14 protein-coding genes are annotated in these 20,865 nt (G+C 68.8%); 7 read left to right on the forward strand and 7 right to left on the reverse strand.

Annotation, left to right across the window (positions count from 1 at the left end):
* Positions 1 to 43: 43 nt before the first annotated feature.
* Both KGQ91_RS13305 and KGQ91_RS13310 read right to left on the reverse strand, forming a co-directional pair.
* Complete coding sequence (locus tag KGQ91_RS13305; protein ID WP_224421166.1) at positions 44 to 2,221, reverse strand: circularly permuted type 2 ATP-grasp protein; 2,178 nt, start codon at positions 2,219 to 2,221, stop codon at positions 44 to 46.
* 138 nt (positions 2,222 to 2,359) lie between these two features.
* Positions 2,360 to 5,689: a transglutaminase family protein gene (locus KGQ91_RS13310; protein WP_224421167.1), complete on the reverse strand. Its 3,330-nt coding sequence runs from the start codon at positions 5,687 to 5,689 to the stop codon at positions 2,360 to 2,362.
* A 222-nt stretch (positions 5,690 to 5,911) separates the two neighbouring features.
* Between KGQ91_RS13310 and KGQ91_RS13315 the strand changes: the two genes are divergently transcribed.
* Both KGQ91_RS13315 and KGQ91_RS13320 read left to right on the forward strand, forming a co-directional pair.
* The gene (locus KGQ91_RS13315; RefSeq protein WP_163650146.1) at positions 5,912 to 7,366 is read left to right on the forward strand and encodes a circularly permuted type 2 ATP-grasp protein; all 1,455 of its coding nucleotides are present in this window, start codon (positions 5,912 to 5,914) and stop codon (positions 7,364 to 7,366) included.
* A gap of 5 nt (positions 7,367 to 7,371) precedes the next feature.
* Entirely contained in the window at positions 7,372 to 8,361 is a 990-nt protein-coding gene (locus KGQ91_RS13320; RefSeq protein WP_163650145.1) for an alpha-E domain-containing protein, read from the forward strand.
* Between the two features lie 98 nt (positions 8,362 to 8,459).
* On the opposite strand, the gene KGQ91_RS13325 is transcribed toward KGQ91_RS13320, so the two are convergent.
* Positions 8,460 to 9,506, reverse strand: a complete 1,047-nt coding sequence (locus KGQ91_RS13325) for a zinc-binding metallopeptidase family protein (RefSeq protein WP_224414774.1) — start codon at positions 9,504 to 9,506, stop codon at positions 8,460 to 8,462.
* Between the two features lie 89 nt (positions 9,507 to 9,595).
* Entirely contained in the window at positions 9,596 to 11,113 is a 1,518-nt protein-coding gene (locus tag KGQ91_RS13330) for an acetyl-CoA hydrolase/transferase family protein (RefSeq protein ID WP_224414773.1), read from the reverse strand.
* 212 nt (positions 11,114 to 11,325) lie between these two features.
* Here KGQ91_RS13330 and KGQ91_RS13335 point away from each other — a divergent pair, with 212 nt between their 5' ends.
* The 4 genes from KGQ91_RS13335 (at position 11,326) to KGQ91_RS13350 (ending at position 16,109) form a co-directional block, all read left to right on the forward strand.
* Complete coding sequence (locus tag KGQ91_RS13335) at positions 11,326 to 12,237, forward strand: carbon-nitrogen hydrolase family protein (RefSeq protein ID WP_163650142.1); 912 nt, start codon at positions 11,326 to 11,328, stop codon at positions 12,235 to 12,237.
* A gap of 97 nt (positions 12,238 to 12,334) precedes the next feature.
* Positions 12,335 to 14,044 carry a proline--tRNA ligase gene (locus tag KGQ91_RS13340; protein WP_224421168.1) on the forward strand — a complete coding sequence of 570 codons (1,710 nt, stop codon included), beginning with the start codon at positions 12,335 to 12,337 and terminating at the stop codon, positions 14,042 to 14,044.
* Positions 14,025 to 14,615, forward strand: coding sequence for a lytic transglycosylase domain-containing protein (locus KGQ91_RS13345; protein WP_224421169.1), 591 nt, complete (start codon positions 14,025 to 14,027; stop codon positions 14,613 to 14,615). Before KGQ91_RS13340 ends, KGQ91_RS13345 begins: the two co-directional genes overlap by 20 nt.
* A 102-nt stretch (positions 14,616 to 14,717) precedes the next feature.
* Positions 14,718 to 16,109, forward strand: coding sequence for a putative bifunctional diguanylate cyclase/phosphodiesterase (locus tag KGQ91_RS13350; protein WP_224421170.1), 1,392 nt, complete (start codon positions 14,718 to 14,720; stop codon positions 16,107 to 16,109).
* A gap of 248 nt (positions 16,110 to 16,357) precedes the next feature.
* Here the strand turns inward: KGQ91_RS13350 and KGQ91_RS13355 are convergent, their stop codons facing one another.
* Positions 16,358 to 16,867: an FKBP-type peptidyl-prolyl cis-trans isomerase gene (locus tag KGQ91_RS13355; RefSeq protein ID WP_224421171.1), complete on the reverse strand. Its 510-nt coding sequence runs from the start codon at positions 16,865 to 16,867 to the stop codon at positions 16,358 to 16,360.
* Positions 16,868 to 16,912: 45 nt separating this feature from the next.
* Complete coding sequence (rfaH, locus tag KGQ91_RS13360) at positions 16,913 to 17,455, reverse strand: transcription/translation regulatory transformer protein RfaH (protein WP_224421172.1); 543 nt, start codon at positions 17,453 to 17,455, stop codon at positions 16,913 to 16,915.
* A 157-nt stretch (positions 17,456 to 17,612) separates the two neighbouring features.
* Between rfaH and KGQ91_RS13365 the strand changes: the two genes are divergently transcribed.
* On the forward strand, positions 17,613 to 18,983 hold the full coding sequence (locus tag KGQ91_RS13365) for an AmpG family muropeptide MFS transporter (protein WP_224421173.1): 1,371 nt from the start codon (positions 17,613 to 17,615) through the stop codon (positions 18,981 to 18,983).
* On the opposite strand, the gene KGQ91_RS13370 is transcribed toward KGQ91_RS13365, so the two are convergent.
* Entirely contained in the window at positions 18,984 to 20,822 is a 1,839-nt protein-coding gene (locus KGQ91_RS13370) for an SEC-C domain-containing protein (RefSeq protein ID WP_224421174.1), read from the reverse strand.
* Positions 20,823 to 20,865: the final 43 nt, after the last annotated feature.

Here is a 20,865-nt window from a genome sequence, read left to right on the forward strand (position 1 = left end):
CACACCGCACTAGAACAGTTGTTTGCCGGTGAAGTGCCCGAATTCATGCGTCGGGACGGCCTGGATCAGGCAGCGTGACCTGAATAGTTACACGTCCGATATCCATGAAACGCCAGCCGAAGTGGTGCGGCATGGTCTCGTTGCATAGCCCGAAGAAGGCCGACAGCTGGGTGACGACCTCCTCGCAGGCGCGCCGTCCGGCGCTCGCCGAGGGCACCGGCGACAGCGCATTGATGTGGCGGCGCAGATGGTTGAGCACGCGCCAGGCGTCGTCTCCCAGATGGTCGCGCACCGCCCGGCAGTTGCGCAGCATCGGCTGGAAGCAGGCCGGCAGCCCCGCCGGCTGGTCGTCCTCGAGGAGCGTCAGCAGGGTCGCACGCAGGTCGCCGAAGCGTCGCTCGGCGGCGGCCGCCGCGGGCCACTTCAGCGTCAATGCCTCGAACAGGTCGGCGAGGCTGATGTCGGCATACTCCTGCTGGTCCTGCTCGAGCAGACGCAGCAGGGCCTCGCGCAACAGCCGCGCGCGCACGTCGAGACGCTCGCCGTAGCGTCCCAGCCAGAACAGGCTGTCGGCGACCCGGCTCGGCAGATCGACGCCATCGCGGGTGACCACGATCGGTCCGGCGGCCTGACGCAGCAGACTGACGTGCGGCTGCGGCTTCTCGGCCAGCACCCAGACATCCTTGACCACCTCGCTGGCCAGCGACGGTGTCCCGGGGCTGCCGACCCAGGCGAGCCCGCCCGGCATCGCCCGGTAGTCCCAGTCACCGTCGTGCTCGCCCGGCTCGCGGGTCACGAAGGCACGCAGGTTGAACGGCGCGGGATGCAGGCGGTGCTCGGCATCGTCGTAGACCGGTGCGGTGGCGGGCATGATCGGCCGCTGGGCCACGTAGCGGGTCGGCCGCGCGATCACCGCCTTGCGCAGTGCCTGCGCCTGGTCCCGGCTCAGGCTCGACACCTCGACGAGCCGGGCGCCCGGCTCGATGCCGCGGATCACCAGGGCGTCGAACTCGGCGAGCACCGTCTCCAGCGAGGCCGGGTCGCCACACCACCAGCTTTCCGGGGTGGCCAGCGCGAGCGGCTCGCCGAGCAGGCGCTGGCAGAGCGCCGGCAGGTACGGCGCGAGCCCGGGATGCTCGAGCACGCTCACCCCCAGTGGATTGGACAGCGCGATGCCGCCGCTGCGCGCCGCCTGCACCAGGCCGGGCACGCCGATCAGCGAGTCGCCGCGCAGCTCCAGCGGATCGCACCAGGCATCCTCGAGCCGGCGCAGGATCACGTCGACCGGCTTGAGCCCGCCCAGGGTGCGCATCCACACCCGTTCGTCGCGCACCACCAGGTCGAGGCTCTCGACCAGCGGGAGATTCATGTAGTTGGCCAGGTAGGCGTGCTCGAAGTAGCTGTCGCTGTCCGGCCCCGGCGTCAGCAGCACCACGTGGGGCTGATCGCGATGCCGGGTCGACAGCGACGCCAGGGTGCGATGCTCGGCCTCGAGGAAACCCGCCAGGCGACGCAGCGGCGCCTCGCGATAGAGGTTGGGCATGGCGCGGGCGAGGATGATGCGGTTTTCCAGGGCGTAGCCGGCGCCCGACGGGGCCTGGACCCGGTCGGCGATCACCCGCCAGCGTCCCTCGGCATCGAGCACCAGGTCGATGCCGTGGAAGATCAGCCCCGACGGCGTGGCGGCGGCCTCTCCGGCAGGCTCGCCCCCCCGGTCGCAGGCCAGCAGGAAGCCGGGATGCTCGAAGATCAGCTCGGGCGGCAGCACGCCCTCGTCGATCAGCCGACGCGGGCCGTAGAGGTCGGCGAGCAGCGCATCGAGCAGCCGGCTGCGCTGGGTCAGCCCGGCCTCGAGTTCGCGCCAGGTCGCGGGGTCGATCGCCAGCGGCAGCGGGTCGACCCGCCAGGTACGCAGGCGGCCGCGTGCGTCGTCGTGGACATTGAAGGTGACGCCGTTCTCGTAGAGCAGCCGCTGGACCTCGTCGGAGCGCTCGGCGAGACCGGCCTCGCCGAGCGCCGCCAGTGCCTCGAGCAGCCCGCGCCAGTGCGGGCGCAAGCGCCCTTCGCCATCGAGCAGGACGTCATGGCCTGCACCGGGGGCGTAATCGCCGAGGAACGCCTCGAGCGCCAGCGCCGTCTCGGGCGACAGCGGCGCATCGAGCGCGAGGGCATCGCGCAGTCGCGCGGCATCCGGCAGACCGGGAACATCGTGACCCAGCATCGAGAGAGGCCCGTGAGGTAATGAAAGCCGACAGTCATGATACCGCGTTTGCCGTCCGGCAAAGCGTCGATCTACGCGCCGGCACGACGACATATGTCGTTCCTCGAAGCCCCTGGCCCGATCACCCCGGTCGGTCGTTCACGGCATGCGTCGCAGGTCCAGGGTCATGGGCAGCTCCAGGCTCGGCGCCTCGGGCGGTGCGCTCATGGCCCCCTGAGTATGGCCTTCGGCCCGGAAACGCGCCAGACGCCGCGCCTCGGCCTCATTGGCGTTGACCGGAAAGGTCTCGTAGTTGCGTCCGGCCGGGTGCGAGACGTGGTAGGTGCAGCCCCCCACCGAGCGCGCGTTCCAGGTATCGACGACGTCGAAGACCAGCGGCGCCTGCACCGGAATCCGCGGATGCAGCGCCGACGGCGGCTGCCAGGCCCGAAAGCGCACCCCGGCGACCGCCTCGCCGACCCGACCGGTGGGCGTCAGCGGCACCCGACGGCCGTTGCAGGTCACCGCGTAGCGATCGCCGCTCATGCCCTCGACGCGGACCTGCACGCGTTCCACCGAAGAGTCGACGTAGCGCGCGGTGCCGCCGCCGGCGTTCTCCTCGCCGAGCACGTGCCAGGGCTCGATCGCCTGGCGCAGCTCGAGCCGAACGTCACGGTAGGCCACCCGGCCGTGCACCGGGAAGCGGAACTCCAGAAACGGCGCGAACCACTCTTGCCGGAAGTCGAAGCCGTGACGCCGCAGGTCGTCGAGCACGTCGCCGAGATCGTTCCACAGGCAGTGCGGGAGCAGCCAGCGGTCGTGCAGCGCCGTACCCCAGCGTACCAGCTTGCCGCGATACGGGCGCTCCCAGCAGCGCGCCACCAGGGCGCGGATCAGCAGCATCTGCATCAGGCTCATGCGGGCATGGGGCGGCATCTCGAAGGCGCGCAGCTCGACCAGCCCCAGCCGGCCGGTCTCGCTGTCCGGCGAATAGAGCTTGTCGATGCAGAACTCGGCGCGATGGGTGTTGCCGGTGATGTCGGTGAGCAGGTGGCGCAGCAGGCGATCGACCAGCCACGGCTGGGGCACCTCGCCCTCGGGCATCTGCGAGAGCGCGATCTCCAGCTCGTAGAGCGCCTCGTGGCGGGCCTCGTCCACCCGCGGCGCCTGGCTGGTGGGGCCGATGAACAGCCCCGAGAACAGGTACGACAGGCTGGGATGATGCTGCCAGTAGGTGAGCAGGCTGCCCAGCAGGTCGGGGCGGCGCAAAAACGGCGAATCGGCGGGCGTCGCACCGCCCAGGGTGACGTGATTGCCGCCGCCGGTGCCGGTGTGACGGCCGTCGAGCATGAACTTCTCGGTGCCCAGCCGCGACTGCCGGGCCTGTTCGTAGAGGGTCTCGGTATGGGCGACCAGCGAGGGCCAGTCCTCGGCCGGCATGATGTTGACCTCGATCACCCCGGGGTCGGGGGTGATCAGGAACTTCGCCAGACGCGGATCGGCCGGCGGCGGATACCCCTCGACGATCACCGGCATGGCGAGTTCGGCGGCAGTGTCCTCGATGCTCGCCACCAGATCGAGGTAGTGCTCGAGCCGGGTCAGCGGCGGCATGAAGACGTGCACCCGACCGTCACGCGGCTCGACGCAGAGGCTGGTGTGGATGACGCGGTCCTCGCGGTCGTCCTCGGGCGAGGCCTGGGCCTGCCACGTTTCGTCGTCGGATTCGTGATGCAGGCCGTGCCCGGCATCGCCGCCCTGACGCTCGCGCAGCTCGCTGTAGCGGCGCATCACCTCGCCGTGAATGTCGCCGAGCACCTGGCGAAACTCGAACAGCGACTGCGGGTGGGGCGAATCCGGACGCTCGACCCACGGCAGCGCGCTCAGCGGCAGGCGCAGGCCCATCGGCGAATCGCCGGGAATCAGGTAGAGATGGTCGCGCCTGAGCGGCCAGTCGCCGGTTTCCCAGGCATGCGCGCGTGTCCGCGAATGACGCAGCGGCAGCGCGAAGCCGGTGGCCTCGCCCAGCCCCCGCTCGAGCAGCTGGCCCAGCCGGCGGCGCTCCTCGTCATCGTCGAGATCGTAATCGCGCGGGTCGACGTTGACCGGCAGCGTGCGCTCGCGCCACAGGTAGTAGTAGGCGTCCTCGTAACCGGGGATCAGGTGGCGGGGATCGAGCCCCAGGCGCCGCGTCAGGGCCTCGGCGAAGCGCCGGGCGTCGCCGAGCGTGTGGCGCCCCGCCTGGCGGGCGTCGGCGAGCAGCGTCTCGTCGCGCCACAGCGGCACGCCGTCGCGGCGCCAGTAGCAGGCCAGCGCCCAGCGCGGCAGCGACTCGCCGGGATACCACTTGCCCTGGTGGGTGTGCAGCAGCCCGCCCGGGGCGAAGCGCCGCCGCAGGCGCTTGAGCAGATCGCCGGCCAGCCGGCGCTTGTGGGGTCCGAGGGCGGCGGTGTTCCACTCCTCGCCATCCATGTCGTCGATCGACACGAAGGTCGGCTCGCCGCCCAGGGTCAGGCGCACGTCGCCGGCCGCGAGGCGTTCGTCGACGGCCTCGCCGAGCGCCATGATCTCGGCCCACTGGGTTTCGCTGTAGGGCTTGGTGACCCGCGGCTCCTCGTGGATACGCTCGACGTGCATGGTGACGTCGAACTCGACCTCGCACTCGTCGGAGAAGCCGCTGATCGGCGCCGCGCTGGAAGGCTCGGGAGTGGCCGCTAGGGGAATGTGCCCTTCCCCGGCCAGCAGGCCCGAGGTCGGGTCCAGCCCTACCCAGCCGGCCCCGGGGATGAACACCTCGGTCCAGGCATGCAGGTCGGTGAAGTCGACCTCGGTGCCTGACGGGCCGTCGAGCGCCTTGACGTCGGCGGCGAGCTGGATCAGGTAGCCGGACACGAAGCGTGCCGCCAGCCCCAGGTGACGCAGGATCTGCACCAGCAGCCAGGCGCTGTCGCGGCACGAGCCGCTGGCGTTGGCAAGCGTCTCCTCGCAGCTCTGGACCCCGGGTTCCATGCGCACCAGATAGGCGATGTCACGCTGCAGACGCTGATTGAGATCGACCAGGAAATCGACCGAACCGCGGGCTTCGGGCGCTACGGCGCTCAGCCAGTCGCGCAGCCGGGGCCCCGCCTCGCGCACCTCGAGATACGGCGCCAGCTCCTTGGCCAGCGCCTCGGGATAAGCGAAGGGAAACGTCTCGGCGTAGGGCTCGACGAAAAAGTCAAAGGGATTGATCACGGTCATCGGCGCGATGAGCTCGATGTCGACCGTCAGCTGCGTGAGCGTTTCGGGAAACACCGCGCGGGCGATGAAGTTGCCGAAGGGATCCTGCTGCCAGTTGAGGAAGTGGGGGCCGCCACCGATGGTCAGCGAATAGGCCTCGACCGGGGTCCGGCAATGCGGGGCGGGTCTCAGGCGGATCAGGTGCGGCGAGAGATTGACCGGGCGATCGAAGTGGTAACTCGTGTGGTGCTGCAAGGCGACGCGAATCGTCATGGCGACCCCCGTTGGCGCGGCGGATACCGGGACTACCGGCGGATGCCTTCACTATCGGCCGAGGTCCCACCCAGCACAACCTGCAACATTTGGCATCAACTCGCATCAACGCTTGACGAGAGGCGGTCACCCACAAACTGGTATAGCTTTAAAAAAGCCCCCGCGGCGTGTAACGGACCGAAATCGCGACCCGCTTGCCGGTCGCCTGCCGAGGTAACGCCCATGAGTCTCATCGATTGGCAGAACTACCGCAGCAAGGGTTTCTACGACGAGCTCCTGGCGGCCCCCGGCCAGCCCCGCCCCGCGGCCCGGGAACTCTGCGACATCCTCGCCGGCTTCACGCCGCAGGACCTCTCGGAGCGCAAGGCCGCCGCCGAGATCGCCATCCAGACCATGGGCATCACCTTCACCGTGTACTCCGAAGGCAGCATGATCGATCGCGCCTGGCCGTTCGACATCGTCCCGCGGATCATCCCCGCCGACGAGTGGCGGCGCACCGAGGCCGGGCTCAAGCAGCGTGTCGAGGCGCTCAACCTGTTCATCGACGATCTCTACCACGACCAGCGCATCGTCAGGGACAAGGTACTGCCCGCCGAGGTGCTGGCCCAGTCGGTCAACTTCCGCCCGCAGTGTCGCGGCATCGACCCGCCCCACCATGTCTGGGCGCATATCTGCGGCTCGGACCTGGTGCGCGACGCCGACGGCACCCTCTACGTCCTCGAGGACAACCTGCGCGTGCCCTCCGGGGTCTCCTACATGCTCGAGAACCGCAACGTCACCAAGCGGGTGCTGCCCGAGGTCTTCGCCACCGGTCGCATCCTGCCGGTCGACGACTACTGCGCCCAGCTCTACGACATGCTGGCCAGCCTCTCGCCGCGTCCTCACGACGAGCCGCAGGTGGTGGTGCTGACCCCCGGGATCTACAACTCCGCCTACTACGAGCATGCCTATCTGGCCCAGCAGATGGGTGTCGAGCTGGTCCAGGGCTCGGACCTGGTGGTCGATGACGACGACATCGTCTACATGCGCACCATCGAGGGGCTGACCCGGGTCGACGTCATCTACCGCCGCATCGACGACCTGTTCCTCGACCCCGAGGTCTTCAATCCCGAGTCCACCCTGGGGGTCGCCGGGCTGATGCGCGCCTGGCGCGCCGGCAAGGTGGCGCTGGCCAATGCACCCGGCGCCGGGGTCGCCGACGACAAGGTGGTCTACGCCTTCGTGCCGAAGATCATCCGCTACTACCTCGATCAGGAGGCCATCCTGCCCAACGTGCCCAGCTACCTGTGCATGTTCGAGAAGGATCGCCGCTACGTGCTCGACCACCTCGATGAACTGGTGGTCAAGCCGGCCAACGAGTCGGGCGGCTACGGCATGCTGATCGGCCCCCGCGCCACGCCGACCCAGCGTGCCGAGTTCGCCGAGCGTATCCAGGCCGACCCGCGCAACTACATGGCCCAGCCGACGCTCAATCTGTCGACCGCACCGACCCTCTGCGACGGCCACGCCGAACCGCGCCACGTCGACCTGCGGCCGTTCATCCTGTCCGGCACCGACATTCAGGTCACCACCGGGGGGCTCACCCGGGTGGCGCTGGTCAAGGATTCGCTGGTCGTGAACTCCTCGCAGGGCGGGGGTAGCAAGGACACCTGGATCGTCGAGACCGACGGGGAGTGAATGCCATGCTGTCGCGAGTCGCCGAGAACCTCTACTGGATGGCGCGCTACCTCGAGCGTGCCGAGGACACCGCACGCCTGGTCAGCGTGAACAGCCACCTGCTGCTCGACCTGCCCCATCAGACGGCCCTGGGCTGGTCGACGCTGATCGACATCACCGGCAGCGACGAGACCTTCGCCGTGCTGCACGACCGGCGCAACGAGAAGAATGTCGTGCATTTTCTCTGCGTGGAGCGCGAGAACCCGGGCTCGATCCTCTCCTCGCTGGCCGGCGCCCGCGAGAACCTGCGCACCACCCGCGACGTGGTCTCCCGCGAGATCTGGGAGCAGATCAACGAGATGTATCTGGAGGTTCGCGACCAGGCCGAGCACGGCCTCGCGCCACGGCGTCGCGACGGCTTCCTCAAGCGCCTGATCCGCGGCTGCCAGACGCTCACCGGATTGATCGAGGGCACGCTGAGCCATTCGGCGGCACGCACCTTCATCGAGATCGGCCGCCATCTCGAGCGGGCCGACATGACCACCCGCATCCTCGACGTGCGCTCGGGCAACCTGCTGCCCAAGGATCCGGAAGAACTGCGCCCCTTCGAGAACCTGCAGTGGATGAGCGTGCTCAAGTCGCTGACCGCCTACCAGATGTACCGCCAGCAGGTCCGCCTGCGGGTCCGCGGGCCGGACGTGCTGCGCTTTTTGCTCCAGGACCAGCACTTCCCGCGGGCGGTGGCGAGAAGCCTCGAGGCGCTGGCCTGGGAGCTGCAGTCGCTGCCCCGTCACGACCGCGCCCTGGCGGCGGCGGCGCTGGTTCGTGCCGACGTCCTCGAGGCCGACATGCAGGCTCTGGCGCGCTCCCCGGACGAGCTGCACGCCTTCATCGACGAGCTGCAGATCGGCTTCAATACCCTCCACGAGGCCATCGCCACGGCCTATTTCGCGCGTCTCGAGGACACCCCGCGCGGCCTGGTGCCGGCGGAAGAGGATGACGAGGAAGCCGACTAGGCGTGATCTCTCGGCAGGTTGTTCATCCGGGACCCTACAATTACCCTCCGATTAGCCGGGTCGGGAACTCCCGTGAACGACCCGATGGGTTGACCCACCTAGCCCGAGGCCTGATGGACCAGCCGATGCACATGGGCCAGCTTGTCGCGAATCGTCGGGGTGACCACCTCGGGTACGAGGTCGGTCAGCCCCATCTCGCGATTGAGCTCGTTGGCGGCGAGCCCCACCTGCTGAAAGGCCGAGAGCATGCGTGGCAGGCTGGCGTCATGGTCGATCCCCGAGAAGCCCAAGTGATGGGCCGTGTCGAGCACCGCGACGATATCCAGGTAGAAGGCGAAGGTTTCGGCGAAGTCCTCCCACGGGTGCATGGCGGCGTAGGCGGACACGAAGTCCGCCGGCCAGCCGGCGGGGGGCCCGGCTTCGTAGTAACGCTCCAGCGCCTCGCCGTAGCTCGGCGCCGCCGGGTCGCCGAAGATCTCGCGAAAGGCGTCCTCGTCACGGCCCTTGACCAGCAGGTCCCAGTAATAGTGGCCGATCTCGTGGCGAAAATGCCCGATCAGGGTGCGATGAGACTCGTTCATGTCGACGCGCAGCCGTTCGCGCTCGACGTCGTCGGCCTCCTTGACGTTGATGGTGATATGCCCGCCGGCATGCCCGGTATACACCCGCTCGCTGCCTGCGGTGCTGCGCCAGAGCCCGGCATCCGGCAGCGCATCGGCCATGAACGAGAAGCTCAGCGGCGGATCGAAGCCCTCATCGGCGGTGCCGTGCGGCAGCGCCAGCAGGTCGAGGGTGTAGAACAGCCGCCGCTTGGCCGCCTCGAGTGCCGCCCAGCGCTCGCGGTGTCCCTCGATCGACAGGTCGGGCACCACGTCGTTGTAGCGACAGCAGTCGCACAGCGCCTCGGCCCGGCCGTCGACGATGGCGACCAGCCGGTTGCAGACGTCGTGGTCGGCATAGTTGCCGCACTTGAGCAGTGCCGCGCCGCAGTCCTCGTGCAGGCAACGGTAGCCGCCCTCCGCCAGGGACTCGAGCGCACTGATGCGTGCGCACCCCGGGCACCAGCCGACCTCGTGGCCGCAGGCCAGGCAGTGGGTATTGTCGAAGAACAGCCTGGCCCCGCAGACACACTCATAGGTTTTCATGCCGAACTCCCGTTGGCGCTATCCCGTGCTCTTTCTGGATAGTCGCTAACGGGGCGGCTGGCAATCGGCGCTTCGCGCGCCGCAAGGGCTCAGCCGTCGTCGCGCAGGGTGCGCATGTGGCCGTCGCGCTCCATCGCCTGGTGCCAGCCGAGCGCCTGTTCCAGGCAGTGCGGCGTATGGCCGCCCCGCCGGCAGGCCGCCTCGAAGTAGCGATGCAGGGCCGGCCGATAGGCCGGGTCGGCGCAGTTCTCGATGATCAGCGGCGCCCGCTCGCGAGGCGCCAGGCCACGCAGGTCCGCCAGGCCATGCTCGGTCACCAGGATGTCGACGTCGTGCTCGGTATGATCGACATGGCTGACGAAGGGCACCAGGCTCGACACATCGCCGCCCTTGGCCAGCGACTTGGTGATGAACACCGCCAGCTGGGCGTTGCGGGCGAAGTCCCCGGAGCCACCGATGCCGTTCATCATCCGCGTGCCGCAGACATGCGTGGAGTTGACGTTGCCGTAGATGTCCGCCTCCAGTGCCGTGTTGACGGCGATCACGCCCAGCCGCCGCACGATGCCGGGATGATTGGAGAGCTCCTGGGGGCGCAGGATCAGCCGGTCACGATACTTGTCGAGGTTGCGCCAGACCGCCTCGCCACGCGCCTCGGACAGGGTGATCGAGCAGCCGGAGGCATAGTCGAGCTTGCCGGCATCGAACAGGTCGAAGGTGGAATCCTGCAGCACCTCGGAGTACATGGTCAGATGCTCGAAGGGGCCGTTGGCCAGGCCGGTCATCACCGCGTTGGCCATGGTCCCGATCCCCGCCTGCAGCGGCAGCAGCGAGCGGGACAAGCGCCCGGCTTCCACCTCGGCGGCGAAGAACGCCATCAGGTGATCGGCAATGCGCTGGGTGTCGACGTCGGGCGGCAACACCGTGGACGGGCTGTCACGGCCGTCGGTCACCACGATGGCGGCGATCCGGCTCGGGTCGATGGGGATGTAGGGCGTGCCGATCCGCGAGTCGGGCGCCACCACCGGAATCGGCGTGCGGTTGGGACGCATCTGCGGAATGTAGATGTCGTGCAGCCCCTCGAGTTCGGCGGGTGCCGAGAGGTTGAGCTCGATGATCACCTGCTTGGCGAGGATCGCGTAACTGGCCGAGTTGCCCACCGAGGTGGTCGGCACGATCCCGCCCTCCTCGGTGATCGCTGCCGCCTCGACCACCGCCACGTCCATGTCCTTCAACTGGTGATTGCGCAGCAGCTCGACGGTCTCCGAGAGGTGCTGGTCGATGAACATCACCTCGCCGCTGTTGATCGCCCGACGCAGCGTGGCATCGACCTGGAACGGCATGCGCCGGGAGAGCACATGGGCCTCGGTCAGCTGCTTGTCGAGATCGTTGCCCAGCGAGGCGCCGGTCATCAGGGTGATCGACAGCGGGTCGTGCCGCGCTCGCTCGGCCAGCGCCAGCGGAACCGCCTTGGCCTCGCCGGCCCGGGTGAAACCGCTCATGCCGACCGTCATGCCATTCTCGATCAGGGCGGCGGCTTCCTCGGCGCTGCGCTTGAGTGACTCCCAACCCGGCAGGCGGCAACGTGCCCCGATACTGGCTACGGTCATGCTGGTCTCTCCGTCAATGGCAAGGAACGCGTGACACGAACGTGTCGACAATAAAATGATTGCATGCTAACGAGGCGTCCGCCAATCCCTTGGTAGTAAGACCTTGGTATAAGCTCTTCATCCTGGCCTGGCCAGTGTCCGGCATCGGCGACCCTGCGCCGCTTGCGAAAGCCGTGGTATTCTGCCGGTGAAATCGACGACCAGGAGCCGGCATGCCTCGGATGATCGACGTCGCCACGGCCCAGTACCCGATCGAGGCCTTCCACGACATGGGCGAGTTCCATGCCAAGGCCGAGCGCTGGGTCCAGAACGCCGTGAACCACGGCGCCGAATTGCTGGTGCTGCCCGAGTACGGCGGCATGGAGCTCGCCTCGCTGCTGCCCGCTCCCGTTCGCGATGACCTGCGCGCCCAGCGCGAGGCGCTGCAGGCGCTGCGCGAGGAGGCACTCGCCACCTGGTGGTCACTGGTGGAACGCCACGCCGTCACCCTGCTCGCCCCGTCGATGCCCTGGCGCATCGCACCGGATCGCTACGTCAATCGTGCCTGGCTGCTTGCCCCCGGGCGATCCGGCTTTCAGGACAAGCAGCTCATGACCCGCTTCGAGCGCGGCCAGTGGGGCATCGCGCCCGGCGATCCCGACCATGGCGGCGGGCTCAAGGTCTTCGATACGCCGGTCGGGCGCCTGGGGGTGCTGATCTGCTACGACAGCGAGTTCCCGCTGCTGGCCCGCCGCCTGGTCGAGGCCGGCGCGGAGCTGCTGCTGGTGCCCAGCTGTACCGACACCGAAGCCGGCTATCACCGGGTCCGCTGGTGCGCCCAGGCCCGCGCCATCGAACAGCAGGTCGCGGTGATCCACTCGCCGACCAGCGGCGAGGCCCTGTGGTCGCCGGCGGTGGACATCAACATCGGCCGGGCCGCGGTCTACACCCCCTGCGACCACGGCTTTCCACCCGACGGCGTGCTGACCCGCGCCCACGACGACACCCCCGGCTGGCAGTTCGCCCGCCTGGATCTCGATGCCATCGCCGCGCTGCGCGAGACCGGACAGGTCGACAATCATGCCGACTGGCAGCGCCAGCTGACACGCCTGGAAATACCGATCGAGACCGTGCGCCTGCGCTGAGATCACGGATTTTTGCCGCGCTCACGGCTTGCCCGTACAATGCCTCGAATCGCCGAACCAGGCCCGTTAACGAGTCACTGAAGGAAACGCCGGACCCATGCGCGCCAGCCAACTGTTGATCGCCACCCTCAAGGAAGTTCCCGCCGACGCCGAGGTCGTCAGTCATCAGCTGATGCTGCGCGCCGGGATGATTCGCCGCCTGACCTCGGGTCTCTACACCTGGCTGCCGGTCGGCCTGCGTACCCTGCGCAAGGTCGAGCGCATCGTCCGCGAGGAGATGGATCGCGCCGGTGCCCAGGAGGTGCTGATGCCGGCCGTCCAACCCGCCGAGCTGTGGCAGGAATCCGGCCGCTGGGAGCAGTACGGGCCGGAACTGCTGCGGCTCAAGGACCGCCACGACCGCGACTACTGCGTCGGCCCGACCCACGAGGAGGTGATCACCGACCTGGTGCGCCGCGAGATCGCCAGCTACAAGCAGCTGCCGGCCAACTTCTACCAGATCCAGACCAAGTTCCGCGACGAGATCCGGCCGCGCTTCGGCGTGATGCGCTCGCGCGAGTTCATCATGAAGGACGCCTACTCCTTCCATGTCGACGAAGCCTCGCTGATGGCCACCTACCAGGTGATGTACGACGCCTATGTGCGCATCTTCACCCGCCTGGGGCTCGACTTCCGCCCGGTGATCGCCGACAACGGTTCCATCGGCGGCACCGGCTCCCACGAGTTTCACGTGCTGGCCGACTCCGGCGAGGACGACATCGTCTTCTCCACCGAGTCCGACTACGCCGCCAACATGGAGAAGGCCGAGGCACTGGCGCCTCAGGGCGAGCGCGCCGCGCCGAGCGAGGAACTGCGCCTGGTCGACACCCCGAACGCCAGGACCATCGCCGCGCTGGTCGAGCAGCACGGCCTGCCCATCGAGAAGACCATCAAGACCCTGATGGTGCATGCCGCCGAGGGCGGCCTGATCGCCCTGCTGATCCGCGGCGACCATGAGCTCAACGAGGTCAAGGCCGAGAACCTGCCCGAGGTCGCCACGCCCCTGACCATGGCCAGCGAGGAGGAGATTCGCGCCGCGGTGGGTGCCGGCCCCGGCTCGCTGGGTCCGGTGAACCTGGACATGCCGATCATCATCGACCGCAGCGTGGCGCTGATGAGCGACTTCGGCGCCGGTGCCAACATCGACGGCAAGCACTACTTCGGCATCAACTGGGAGCGTGACGTGGCTCTGCCCCGGGTCGCCGACCTGCGCAATGTCATCGAGGGCGACGCCTCGCCGGACGGCCAGGGCCGGCTTTCGATCAAGCGCGGCATCGAGGTCGGCCACGTCTTCCAGCTGGGCACCAAGTACTCCACCGCCATGAATGCCACCGTGCTCGACGAGAGCGGCAAGCCGACGCCCCTGTGGATGGGCTGCTACGGGATCGGCATCACGCGCATCGTCGCCGCGGCGATCGAGCAGAACCATGACGAGGCCGGGATCATCTGGCCGAACGCCATCGCCCCGTTCGAGGTGGTGCTGGTGCCCATGAACGCCCACAAGTCGCAGCGCGTGCGCGACACCGCCGAGTCGCTCTATGAAACGCTGCGCGACCAGGGCTTCGACGTGCTGCTCGACGACCGCGATACCCGGCCCGGCGTCAAGTTCAACGATCAGGAATTGATCGGCATTCCCCACCGCATCGTCATCGGCGACCGCGGTCTCGACAACAACGAGCTGGAATACAAGGGCCGCCGCGACACGGACAACACCATGATCCCCGCCGACAGCGTGGCCGACTTCCTGCGTGAGCGGCTCGCCGAGTGAACGCCTGCGCTGGCTGCTGCTGGCACTGAGCCTGGCGCCCTGCCTCGCCGTGGCGGCGGTGCAGGGCACACCGCCGCTGCCCACCGGCCTGCAGAAGACGTTCGAGGCGACCCGTAGCGATGTCGCCTCAACCGTGGACGCGGCCTGGATCGACGCCATGCAGCGCCGACTGGCCTCGCACCTGCCCGACGCGGACCGGCGCCGTACCCTGCTGCGACGCGTCCGGGCGGAAGCGCGCCTGGCCGGCCTCGATCCCCAGATCGTGCTGGCGGTGATCCAGGTGGAAAGCGGCTTTCGCACCCAGGCCGAGTCACCGGCCGGCGCCCGGGGCCTCATGCAGGTGATGCCGTTCTGGAAGCGCGTGCTGGGACGGGCCGACGACGACCTGCACGACCCTGCCACCAACCTGCGCTACGGCTGCACCATCCTGGCCTATTATTTGCGTCAGGAGCACGGTGATCTCACCCGGGCGCTGGCCCGTTACCATGGCTCGCGAGGCCGAACGGACTACCCTGAGCGCGTCATGCGCGCCTGGCAGCGACACTGGTGGCTGGCGGACCACCGTCACTGAGCCGGACATCGGCCTCCGGCGAACCCTTGGCGTCTTGCGTTGCCCAAGGTTAAATGCCATACCCCTGACTCGCCTGGCCTTCACCCGACAGGATACCCGCTCGTGACCGCCTTGCTGAAACGCGCCATTGCCCGGCTGCTGCTGGGCACCTCGCAACTGACCCGCCGCAGCGCCGCACGCCTGCTGTCGTCGTCACCCGGACCGATCGCCCCGCTGCCGACCGTGGACATCGATGCCCTGACCGGGGTCGGCACCCATCGCGCGGCACTGGCCGAGATCGAGCGACTGATCGGCGATCGCCGGCCGTTCTCGCTGATCCGCCTGAGCGTCAACAACCTCAAGACCATCAACGAGTGCCTGGGCCATGCCATCGGCGATGAGCTGCTGGTCTCGCTGGCTCGCCGGCTGCAGCGGCTGACACTGCACGACGGCCGCCTCTATCGGCTCGGCGGTGACGAGTTCCTGATGATCACCGACGGCGCCCAGGGCAACGACCACTGGCGCGAGGCGGTCGATCGCCCCCTGGAGCTGGAAGGCACGTCGCTGATTCCCTCGCTGTCGATATCGGACCTGCACTATCCGGAGCACGGCGATGACGGACATCGCCTGATGCGGCGCTCGGGCATCGCCCTGTCGCTGGCCCGGCAGTCACACGACGGCTATCACGCCTACGAGAGCGGACTGGACCGCCATCATGAACGCGAGCGCCGACTGCTCCACGACATGGTGATGGCGGTCCGCAAACAGCAGTTGCGGGTCGTCTACCAGCCCAAGATCCGGGTCCAGGATGGCAGCGTGACCGGCTTCGAGGCGCTCATGCAGTGGCAGCACCCCCAGCTCGGCCTGCTGCAGCCGGACGAGTTCCTGCCGCTGGCCGCCGCCTCCGGACACATGGCGCTGCTGGGCGAATGGCTGCTGCAGCACGTCATCGCCCAGATGGCGGACTGGCAGGCCCGCCAGCGCCCCCAGACCATCGCCGTCAACCTGTCGGCAATCGACCTGGAGCGCGCCGGCTTCGACATGCTGGTCTCGGCCTGGCTGGCCGAACGGGGCGTCGACCCTCACCGCCTCATGGTCGAGATCACCGAGCAGTCGATGATGCACGATCCGCAACGCACGGCGCGGGGGCTGGCCGAATGGCGGCGCCAGGGCATCCAGGTCGCCATCGACGACTTCGGCACCGGCTATTCGTCGCTGGCGCAGCTGCGCCAGTTGCCACTCGATGTACTCAAGATCGACAAGTCCTTCGTGATGGACATGCTCGAGCAGCCCGAGGACGCGATGATCGTCGATGCCAGCATCGCGCTGGCTCACCGCTTCGGGCTGAGCGTCATCGCCGAGGGCGTGGAAACCCCGCAGCACCTGAATCGGCTGGCCGCCGTCGGCTGCGACCAGGTCCAGGGCTACCTGATCTCGCCCGGCCTCGAGGCCGACGCCGTGCTGGCCTGGCTGGACCGCTATCGGGAGAGCCCCCTGCAGGCCACCCCCGCCTGACACCGGGGCGGGTCCGGGCAGCACACGCAGGAAACGCAGGAAACGCACGAAAAAAAGCCGGTCCGAGGACCGGCGATAGCGGGGCAATTGCCCCTCCCTGACGACATCTGTCGATCCGCGCGGCCGGCCCGGTGATCCCGGCCAACCGCGTGACCCGACACCTCGCACTGTAGCGCAGCACCGCGCCCGGCTTTCTGACCTGGGTCAAGAGCCGGGCACGGCACGGCCAACGGGGCATGTCGCCGGGCTCATCCGAACTTCTTGTCCTCGACCTCGGACGCCGCGACGTCCGGCGCCAGCGGATGCCCCTTGGCCAGCTCGGCGCGGGTCGCCTCGCGCACCGCGAGGATCTCGACGCTGTAACTCAGGGTCTGCCCCGCCAGCGGATGGTTGGCGTCCACGGTCACCCGGCTGGCGTCGGCATCGACGATCGTCACCACCCGGGGGCCGTCCGGGCCCTGGGCCTGAAAGCGCATGCCCGGCGCCAGCGACTCGACGCCACCGAAGGCGCTGCGCGCCACCGTCTGGACCAGCGCCTCGTCGCGCGGGCCGTAGCCGTCCACGGACGCCAGGGTCACCGTCAGGCTGTCGCCGGCCGCATGGCCGTCGAGCGCCCGCTCGAGACCCGCCACGATGTTGTCGTGGCCATGCAGATACTCCAGCGGCGACTCGCGACGGCGCGAGTCGTCGAGCACCTCGCCGTCGGCATCGCGCAGGGTGTAGTGCAGGGTCACGACCTGCTGGGCGGTAATGGACATGAAAGCCTCCGGTCGGCAAGAAAAGAGAAGGGTCGGCTCCGGGGGTCAGGAACGGCGCAGCTGCGAGATCGGCACGTCCACGGCCTGGCTGCCGTGCAGCAGGTTGAGCAGCACGATGGCACGCTCCTCGCCCTTGCGCCGTTCGAAGACCGCCTGCAGCTGCCGAAACGGACCCTCGCAGATTTCCACGGTGTCGCCGGCCCGAAAGTAGACGTTGATCTCGCGATCGTCCGGGCTGGCGGCGGCATTGTGGCGCAGCGCGTCGATCAGGGCGTCATCGACCGGCAGGGGCTGATCGCCGAACGTCACCAGACGCAGCACGCCCCGGGTCGAGCGGATCGGCCGCCAGTTGCTGGCCAGCCGGTCGAGTCGGATGAACAGGTAATAGGGAAACAGCGGCTCGTCGATCCAGCACAGCCGGCCTCGACGCTTCTTCTGGACCTGCAGTACCGGATGAAAGATCTCGTAGCCCTGGTTGGCCAGATGCTCGGTGGCGCGGAACGATTCCCCGCCCTTGCACTGGATCAGGTACCAGTGGGGAATGGCCCGACTGTCGATCTCCGTGGAAACGCTGTGGGATTCGCTCATCTCGCTTTTGACACCATGGCTGGGATGACTCGCGGGGGCGGCATTGATTCGGCGACGGGGAACCGCGTAAGTTAGCCGCTTGCCGCCACCCCTTCATCCTAACATCGATGGCGTGGACGTTCGCCCTCGGCAGCGTCCCGTCCGGCAGGAGGCCGACATGCCCGACTCCCCCCGCCGCTCCTGGCGCCAGGCCCTGAGCGTCTATCGCCGTGCCCCCGTCGTCGCCATGCTGTTTCTCGGCTTTGCCGCCGGCCTGCCCTTCCTGCTGGTCTTCTCGACGCTGACCGCCTGGCTGCGCGATGCCGGCGTCGAGGTCGCGGCGATCGGCTTCTTTTCGTGGATCGGCATGCTGTATTCGATCAAGCTGTTCTGGGCGCCGGTCATCGACCGGCTTCCGCTGCCGATCCTGACCCGCCGCCTGGGCCAGCGCCGCGGCTGGATGCTGCTCGCCCAGCTGGTGATCGCCGGGGCGCTGGCGGCGCTGTCCGGTCTCGACCCGCGCCAGGACCTGCCGCTGGTCGCTGCCTTCGCCCTGCTGGTGGCCTTCGGCTCGGCCACCCAGGATATCGTCATCGACGCCTTTCGCATCGAGTCTGCCGAGGAGCGCATCCAGGCGGCGATGGCCTCGACCTACATCATCGGTTATCGCGGCGGCCTGCTGGCCGCCGGTGCCGGCGCCCTGTACATCGCCGACCTGGTGTCCTGGCAGGCCGCCTACCTGACCATGGCCGGGCTGGTCGGCGTGGGCATGCTGACGGTGCTGTCGCGACCCGAGCCGCCGCGCTCGACACTCGGCGTGCCCTGGCAGCACGAGCCCCGCGTGCGCCGCTTCCTGCACGCCCAGCGGCATCGTCCCCGGCGCTGGCGGCGCTTCGGCGCCTGGGTGGTGGGCGCGGTGATCTGCCCCTTCACCGACTTCTTCACCCGCTACGGGCGGCAGGCCATCGGATTGCTGGCACTGATCGGGCTGTTCCGCCTGAGCGACCTGTCGATGGCCGCCATGGCCAACCCGCTGTACATCGACCTGGGCTTCTCGCTGGCCGAGATCGCCAACGTGACCAAGGTGTTCGGCATCGCCATGAGCATCGCCGGCGGGGTAGTCGGCGGGCTGCTGGTGGTGCGTTACGGCATCGCCCGGATGCTGCTGGCCGGCGCCGTGCTCGCCGCGGCCACCAACCTGCTGTTCGCCGCGCTGGCCGGCCTGGGGGCCCAGCTGCCCATGCTGGTGGTGACCATCATGGGCGACAACCTGGCCAACGGGCTGGCCAGCACGGTGTTCATCGCCTTTCTCTCGAGTTTGACCTCGCGGGCCTACACCGCCACCCAGTATGCGCTGTTCTCGTCGCTGATGACCCTGCCGGGCAAGTTCATCGGCGGCTTTTCCGGAGTGGTGGTGGCCAGCCAGGGGTACGCGGTCTTCTTCCTGTGGTCCACCCTCATCGGCCTGCCGGCGATCGCCCTGGCCTGGTGGCTGGGGCGCGATCCGAGCCGGATTCCGGCGGCCGCCACCGAGGACGGCGCGCGTTGATCAGCGCCCGCCGGAGCGCTCGGCCAGCCGTTGGCGCTGTTCCGCCAGCCACTGGAGCGCGCCGCGGGTGGCCACCCACTGGTCGCGCATCAGCGCGCGATACTGCCAGGCCTCGGCCTTGGTGCCGGGCTCGGGCACTTCCACGGCCAGCGGTACCGGCCGGGGATTGTCGGCACACAGCATGGCGACGACATGGGCGTTGAGCGCATCGACCGCGTCCAGGGCCTCCTCGGCGGCATCGAAACGCTCCAGCCGGTACAGGGCCAGGACGCGCCCCATCAGCACGCCGAGCAGCGGTGCTTCCTCTTCTCCCGTCGGCTGGTCGCTGAGGGCCAGCGCCTCGCTATCGCGGCCCTCGCGCAGCAGCTGGTCCAGCACCAGTTCGCGCAGCCCCAGGCTGTCGTTCTCGTCGAGCACCAGCAGGCGCTCGGCCAGCCGACGGGAACGCTGCCGATCGCCGCGTTCCATGCCCACCACCAGTGCCAGTCCGGCCCGCAGCAGCACGGCATTGTCGGCCACGTCCCAGACGAAGGGCGCCGCGTGCGCCTCGATCTGCTCCAGCCAGCGCTCGAAGCGCGCCGCCAGGGGGGCGAAGAAGCTCTCCGCCATCCACGGCAGGCTGCCGAAGCGACTCGCCAGGGCCATGCTCAGGGTCTGCACCACGGCCGGGGAATCCAGCCATTCGGGGTGGGCGCACAGGGCATTGAGCCAGTCGCCGGCCTGCGGCCAGGGGTCCGCCTGGAAGCCCAGCGCCGCCTCCTCGTCCACGTCGACGCCGAACACCTCGCGCCAGGCGGCGAAGAAGGTGTCCTCGCGCGCCGTCGAGTGGTATTCGGTACCCTCGTCACCAATCTCGAACTGCAGGCGCGGGGCGGTGGTCAGCGCTTCGAGCAGCGCCTGGAGTCCCATCAGCGGCTCGGCCAGCGCTTCCTCGGAGTTGACCATCTGCTCGGCCAGGGTCGCGCCGGGATTGTCGGCCAGGTCGGCCAGGAACTGCAGCTGCTCGCCATCCAGGTCGCCCTGGCGGGCCAGGCGACGGAACCAGAAGTTCGCCCGTTCACGGGCCTCCTGCGGATGCCCCTCGTGGAGCAGCAGCATGGCCTCGATGTAGGCCAGGGTCGGCGAATCGGGGAGGGTCTGCTGGGCCCGCACGAAGGCCTCGCGAGCGCTGGCCAGATCGTCGCTGTCCAGGTGCATCAGGCACAGCCGCTCCAGCGCCACGCCGCGCAGGAACAGCGGCCCCCGCTCGAGGATGGCATCCAGCAGCGCGGCCCGCTTGCGGTTGAAGCCGCGCTCCTGGTAGAGCTCGATCAGCAGCTCGAAGGCCGGCTCGGCCTGCTCGGGCAGGTGATCCCAGTCGGCGGCCTGGAAGAGGGTCTCGAGAATCTGCTGGGCGCGGCCACGCTGGCCGCCCTCGGCGGCGATCAGGCCGGCTTCCAGCAGGGCCTGGGCAGGCGCCCGGCCGCTTTCCAGCGCGGCCTTTAGGGTATCGCCCTTCCAGTCGCGCAGCGACAGCATCCACATCAGGTGCGGCGGCACCGCGCCCGGCAGGCTCACGGCCCCGCAGCAGTGCTTCATCTTGCGCCCCGAGTCGCACCAGCAGGGTTCGTTGCGCCCCGGCCGGGCCAGCGGTTCACAGGCGAAGTCCAGCCGTTCCAGCGGTGTCTGGTTCCACAGCTCCGGCGCCAGTGCCTGCGCCTGGGCGATGTTGCCGCCCAGATACCCGACGCCCTCGTCACGGGCCCAGGCCATCAGCGAGGGATAGTGTTCATCCGCCCGGATCGCCGCCAGGGCGCCCCCGGCATACCCCAGCAGCTGCTCTACCCACATCGCCAGCATTGCACCCCTCCTCGGCAAATCCGCCCATTCTAGCACGCCCCGT

Origin of the sequence: Modicisalibacter tunisiensis, assembly GCF_020148005.1 — a bacterium.
In the GTDB taxonomy this organism is placed as follows: domain Bacteria; phylum Pseudomonadota; class Gammaproteobacteria; order Pseudomonadales; family Halomonadaceae; genus Modicisalibacter; species Modicisalibacter tunisiensis.

Bases quoted from the DNA above. Each gene is read 5' to 3' on its own strand.
- rfaH (WP_224421172.1), bottom strand. From the start codon at position 17,455: ATGAGCGAATCCCACAGCGTTTCCACGGAGATCGACAGTCGGGCCATT.
- KGQ91_RS13340 (WP_224421168.1), top strand. From the start codon at position 12,335: ATGCGCGCCAGCCAACTGTTGATCGCCACCCTCAAGGAAGTTCCCGCC.
- KGQ91_RS13320 (WP_163650145.1), top strand. From the start codon at position 7,372: ATGCTGTCGCGAGTCGCCGAGAACCTCTACTGGATGGCGCGCTACCTC.
- KGQ91_RS13305 (WP_224421166.1), bottom strand. From the start codon at position 2,221: ATGCTGGGTCACGATGTTCCCGGTCTGCCGGATGCCGCGCGACTGCGC.
- KGQ91_RS13365 (WP_224421173.1), top strand. From the start codon at position 17,613: ATGCCCGACTCCCCCCGCCGCTCCTGGCGCCAGGCCCTGAGCGTCTAT.
- KGQ91_RS13310 (WP_224421167.1), bottom strand. From the start codon at position 5,689: ATGACGATTCGCGTCGCCTTGCAGCACCACACGAGTTACCACTTCGAT.
- KGQ91_RS13330 (WP_224414773.1), bottom strand. From the start codon at position 11,113: ATGACCGTAGCCAGTATCGGGGCACGTTGCCGCCTGCCGGGTTGGGAG.
- KGQ91_RS13335 (WP_163650142.1), top strand. From the start codon at position 11,326: ATGCCTCGGATGATCGACGTCGCCACGGCCCAGTACCCGATCGAGGCC.
- KGQ91_RS13355 (WP_224421171.1), bottom strand. From the start codon at position 16,867: ATGTCCATTACCGCCCAGCAGGTCGTGACCCTGCACTACACCCTGCGC.
- KGQ91_RS13315 (WP_163650146.1), top strand. From the start codon at position 5,912: ATGAGTCTCATCGATTGGCAGAACTACCGCAGCAAGGGTTTCTACGAC.
- KGQ91_RS13325 (WP_224414774.1), bottom strand. From the start codon at position 9,506: ATGAAAACCTATGAGTGTGTCTGCGGGGCCAGGCTGTTCTTCGACAAT.
- KGQ91_RS13370 (WP_224421174.1), bottom strand. From the start codon at position 20,822: ATGCTGGCGATGTGGGTAGAGCAGCTGCTGGGGTATGCCGGGGGCGCC.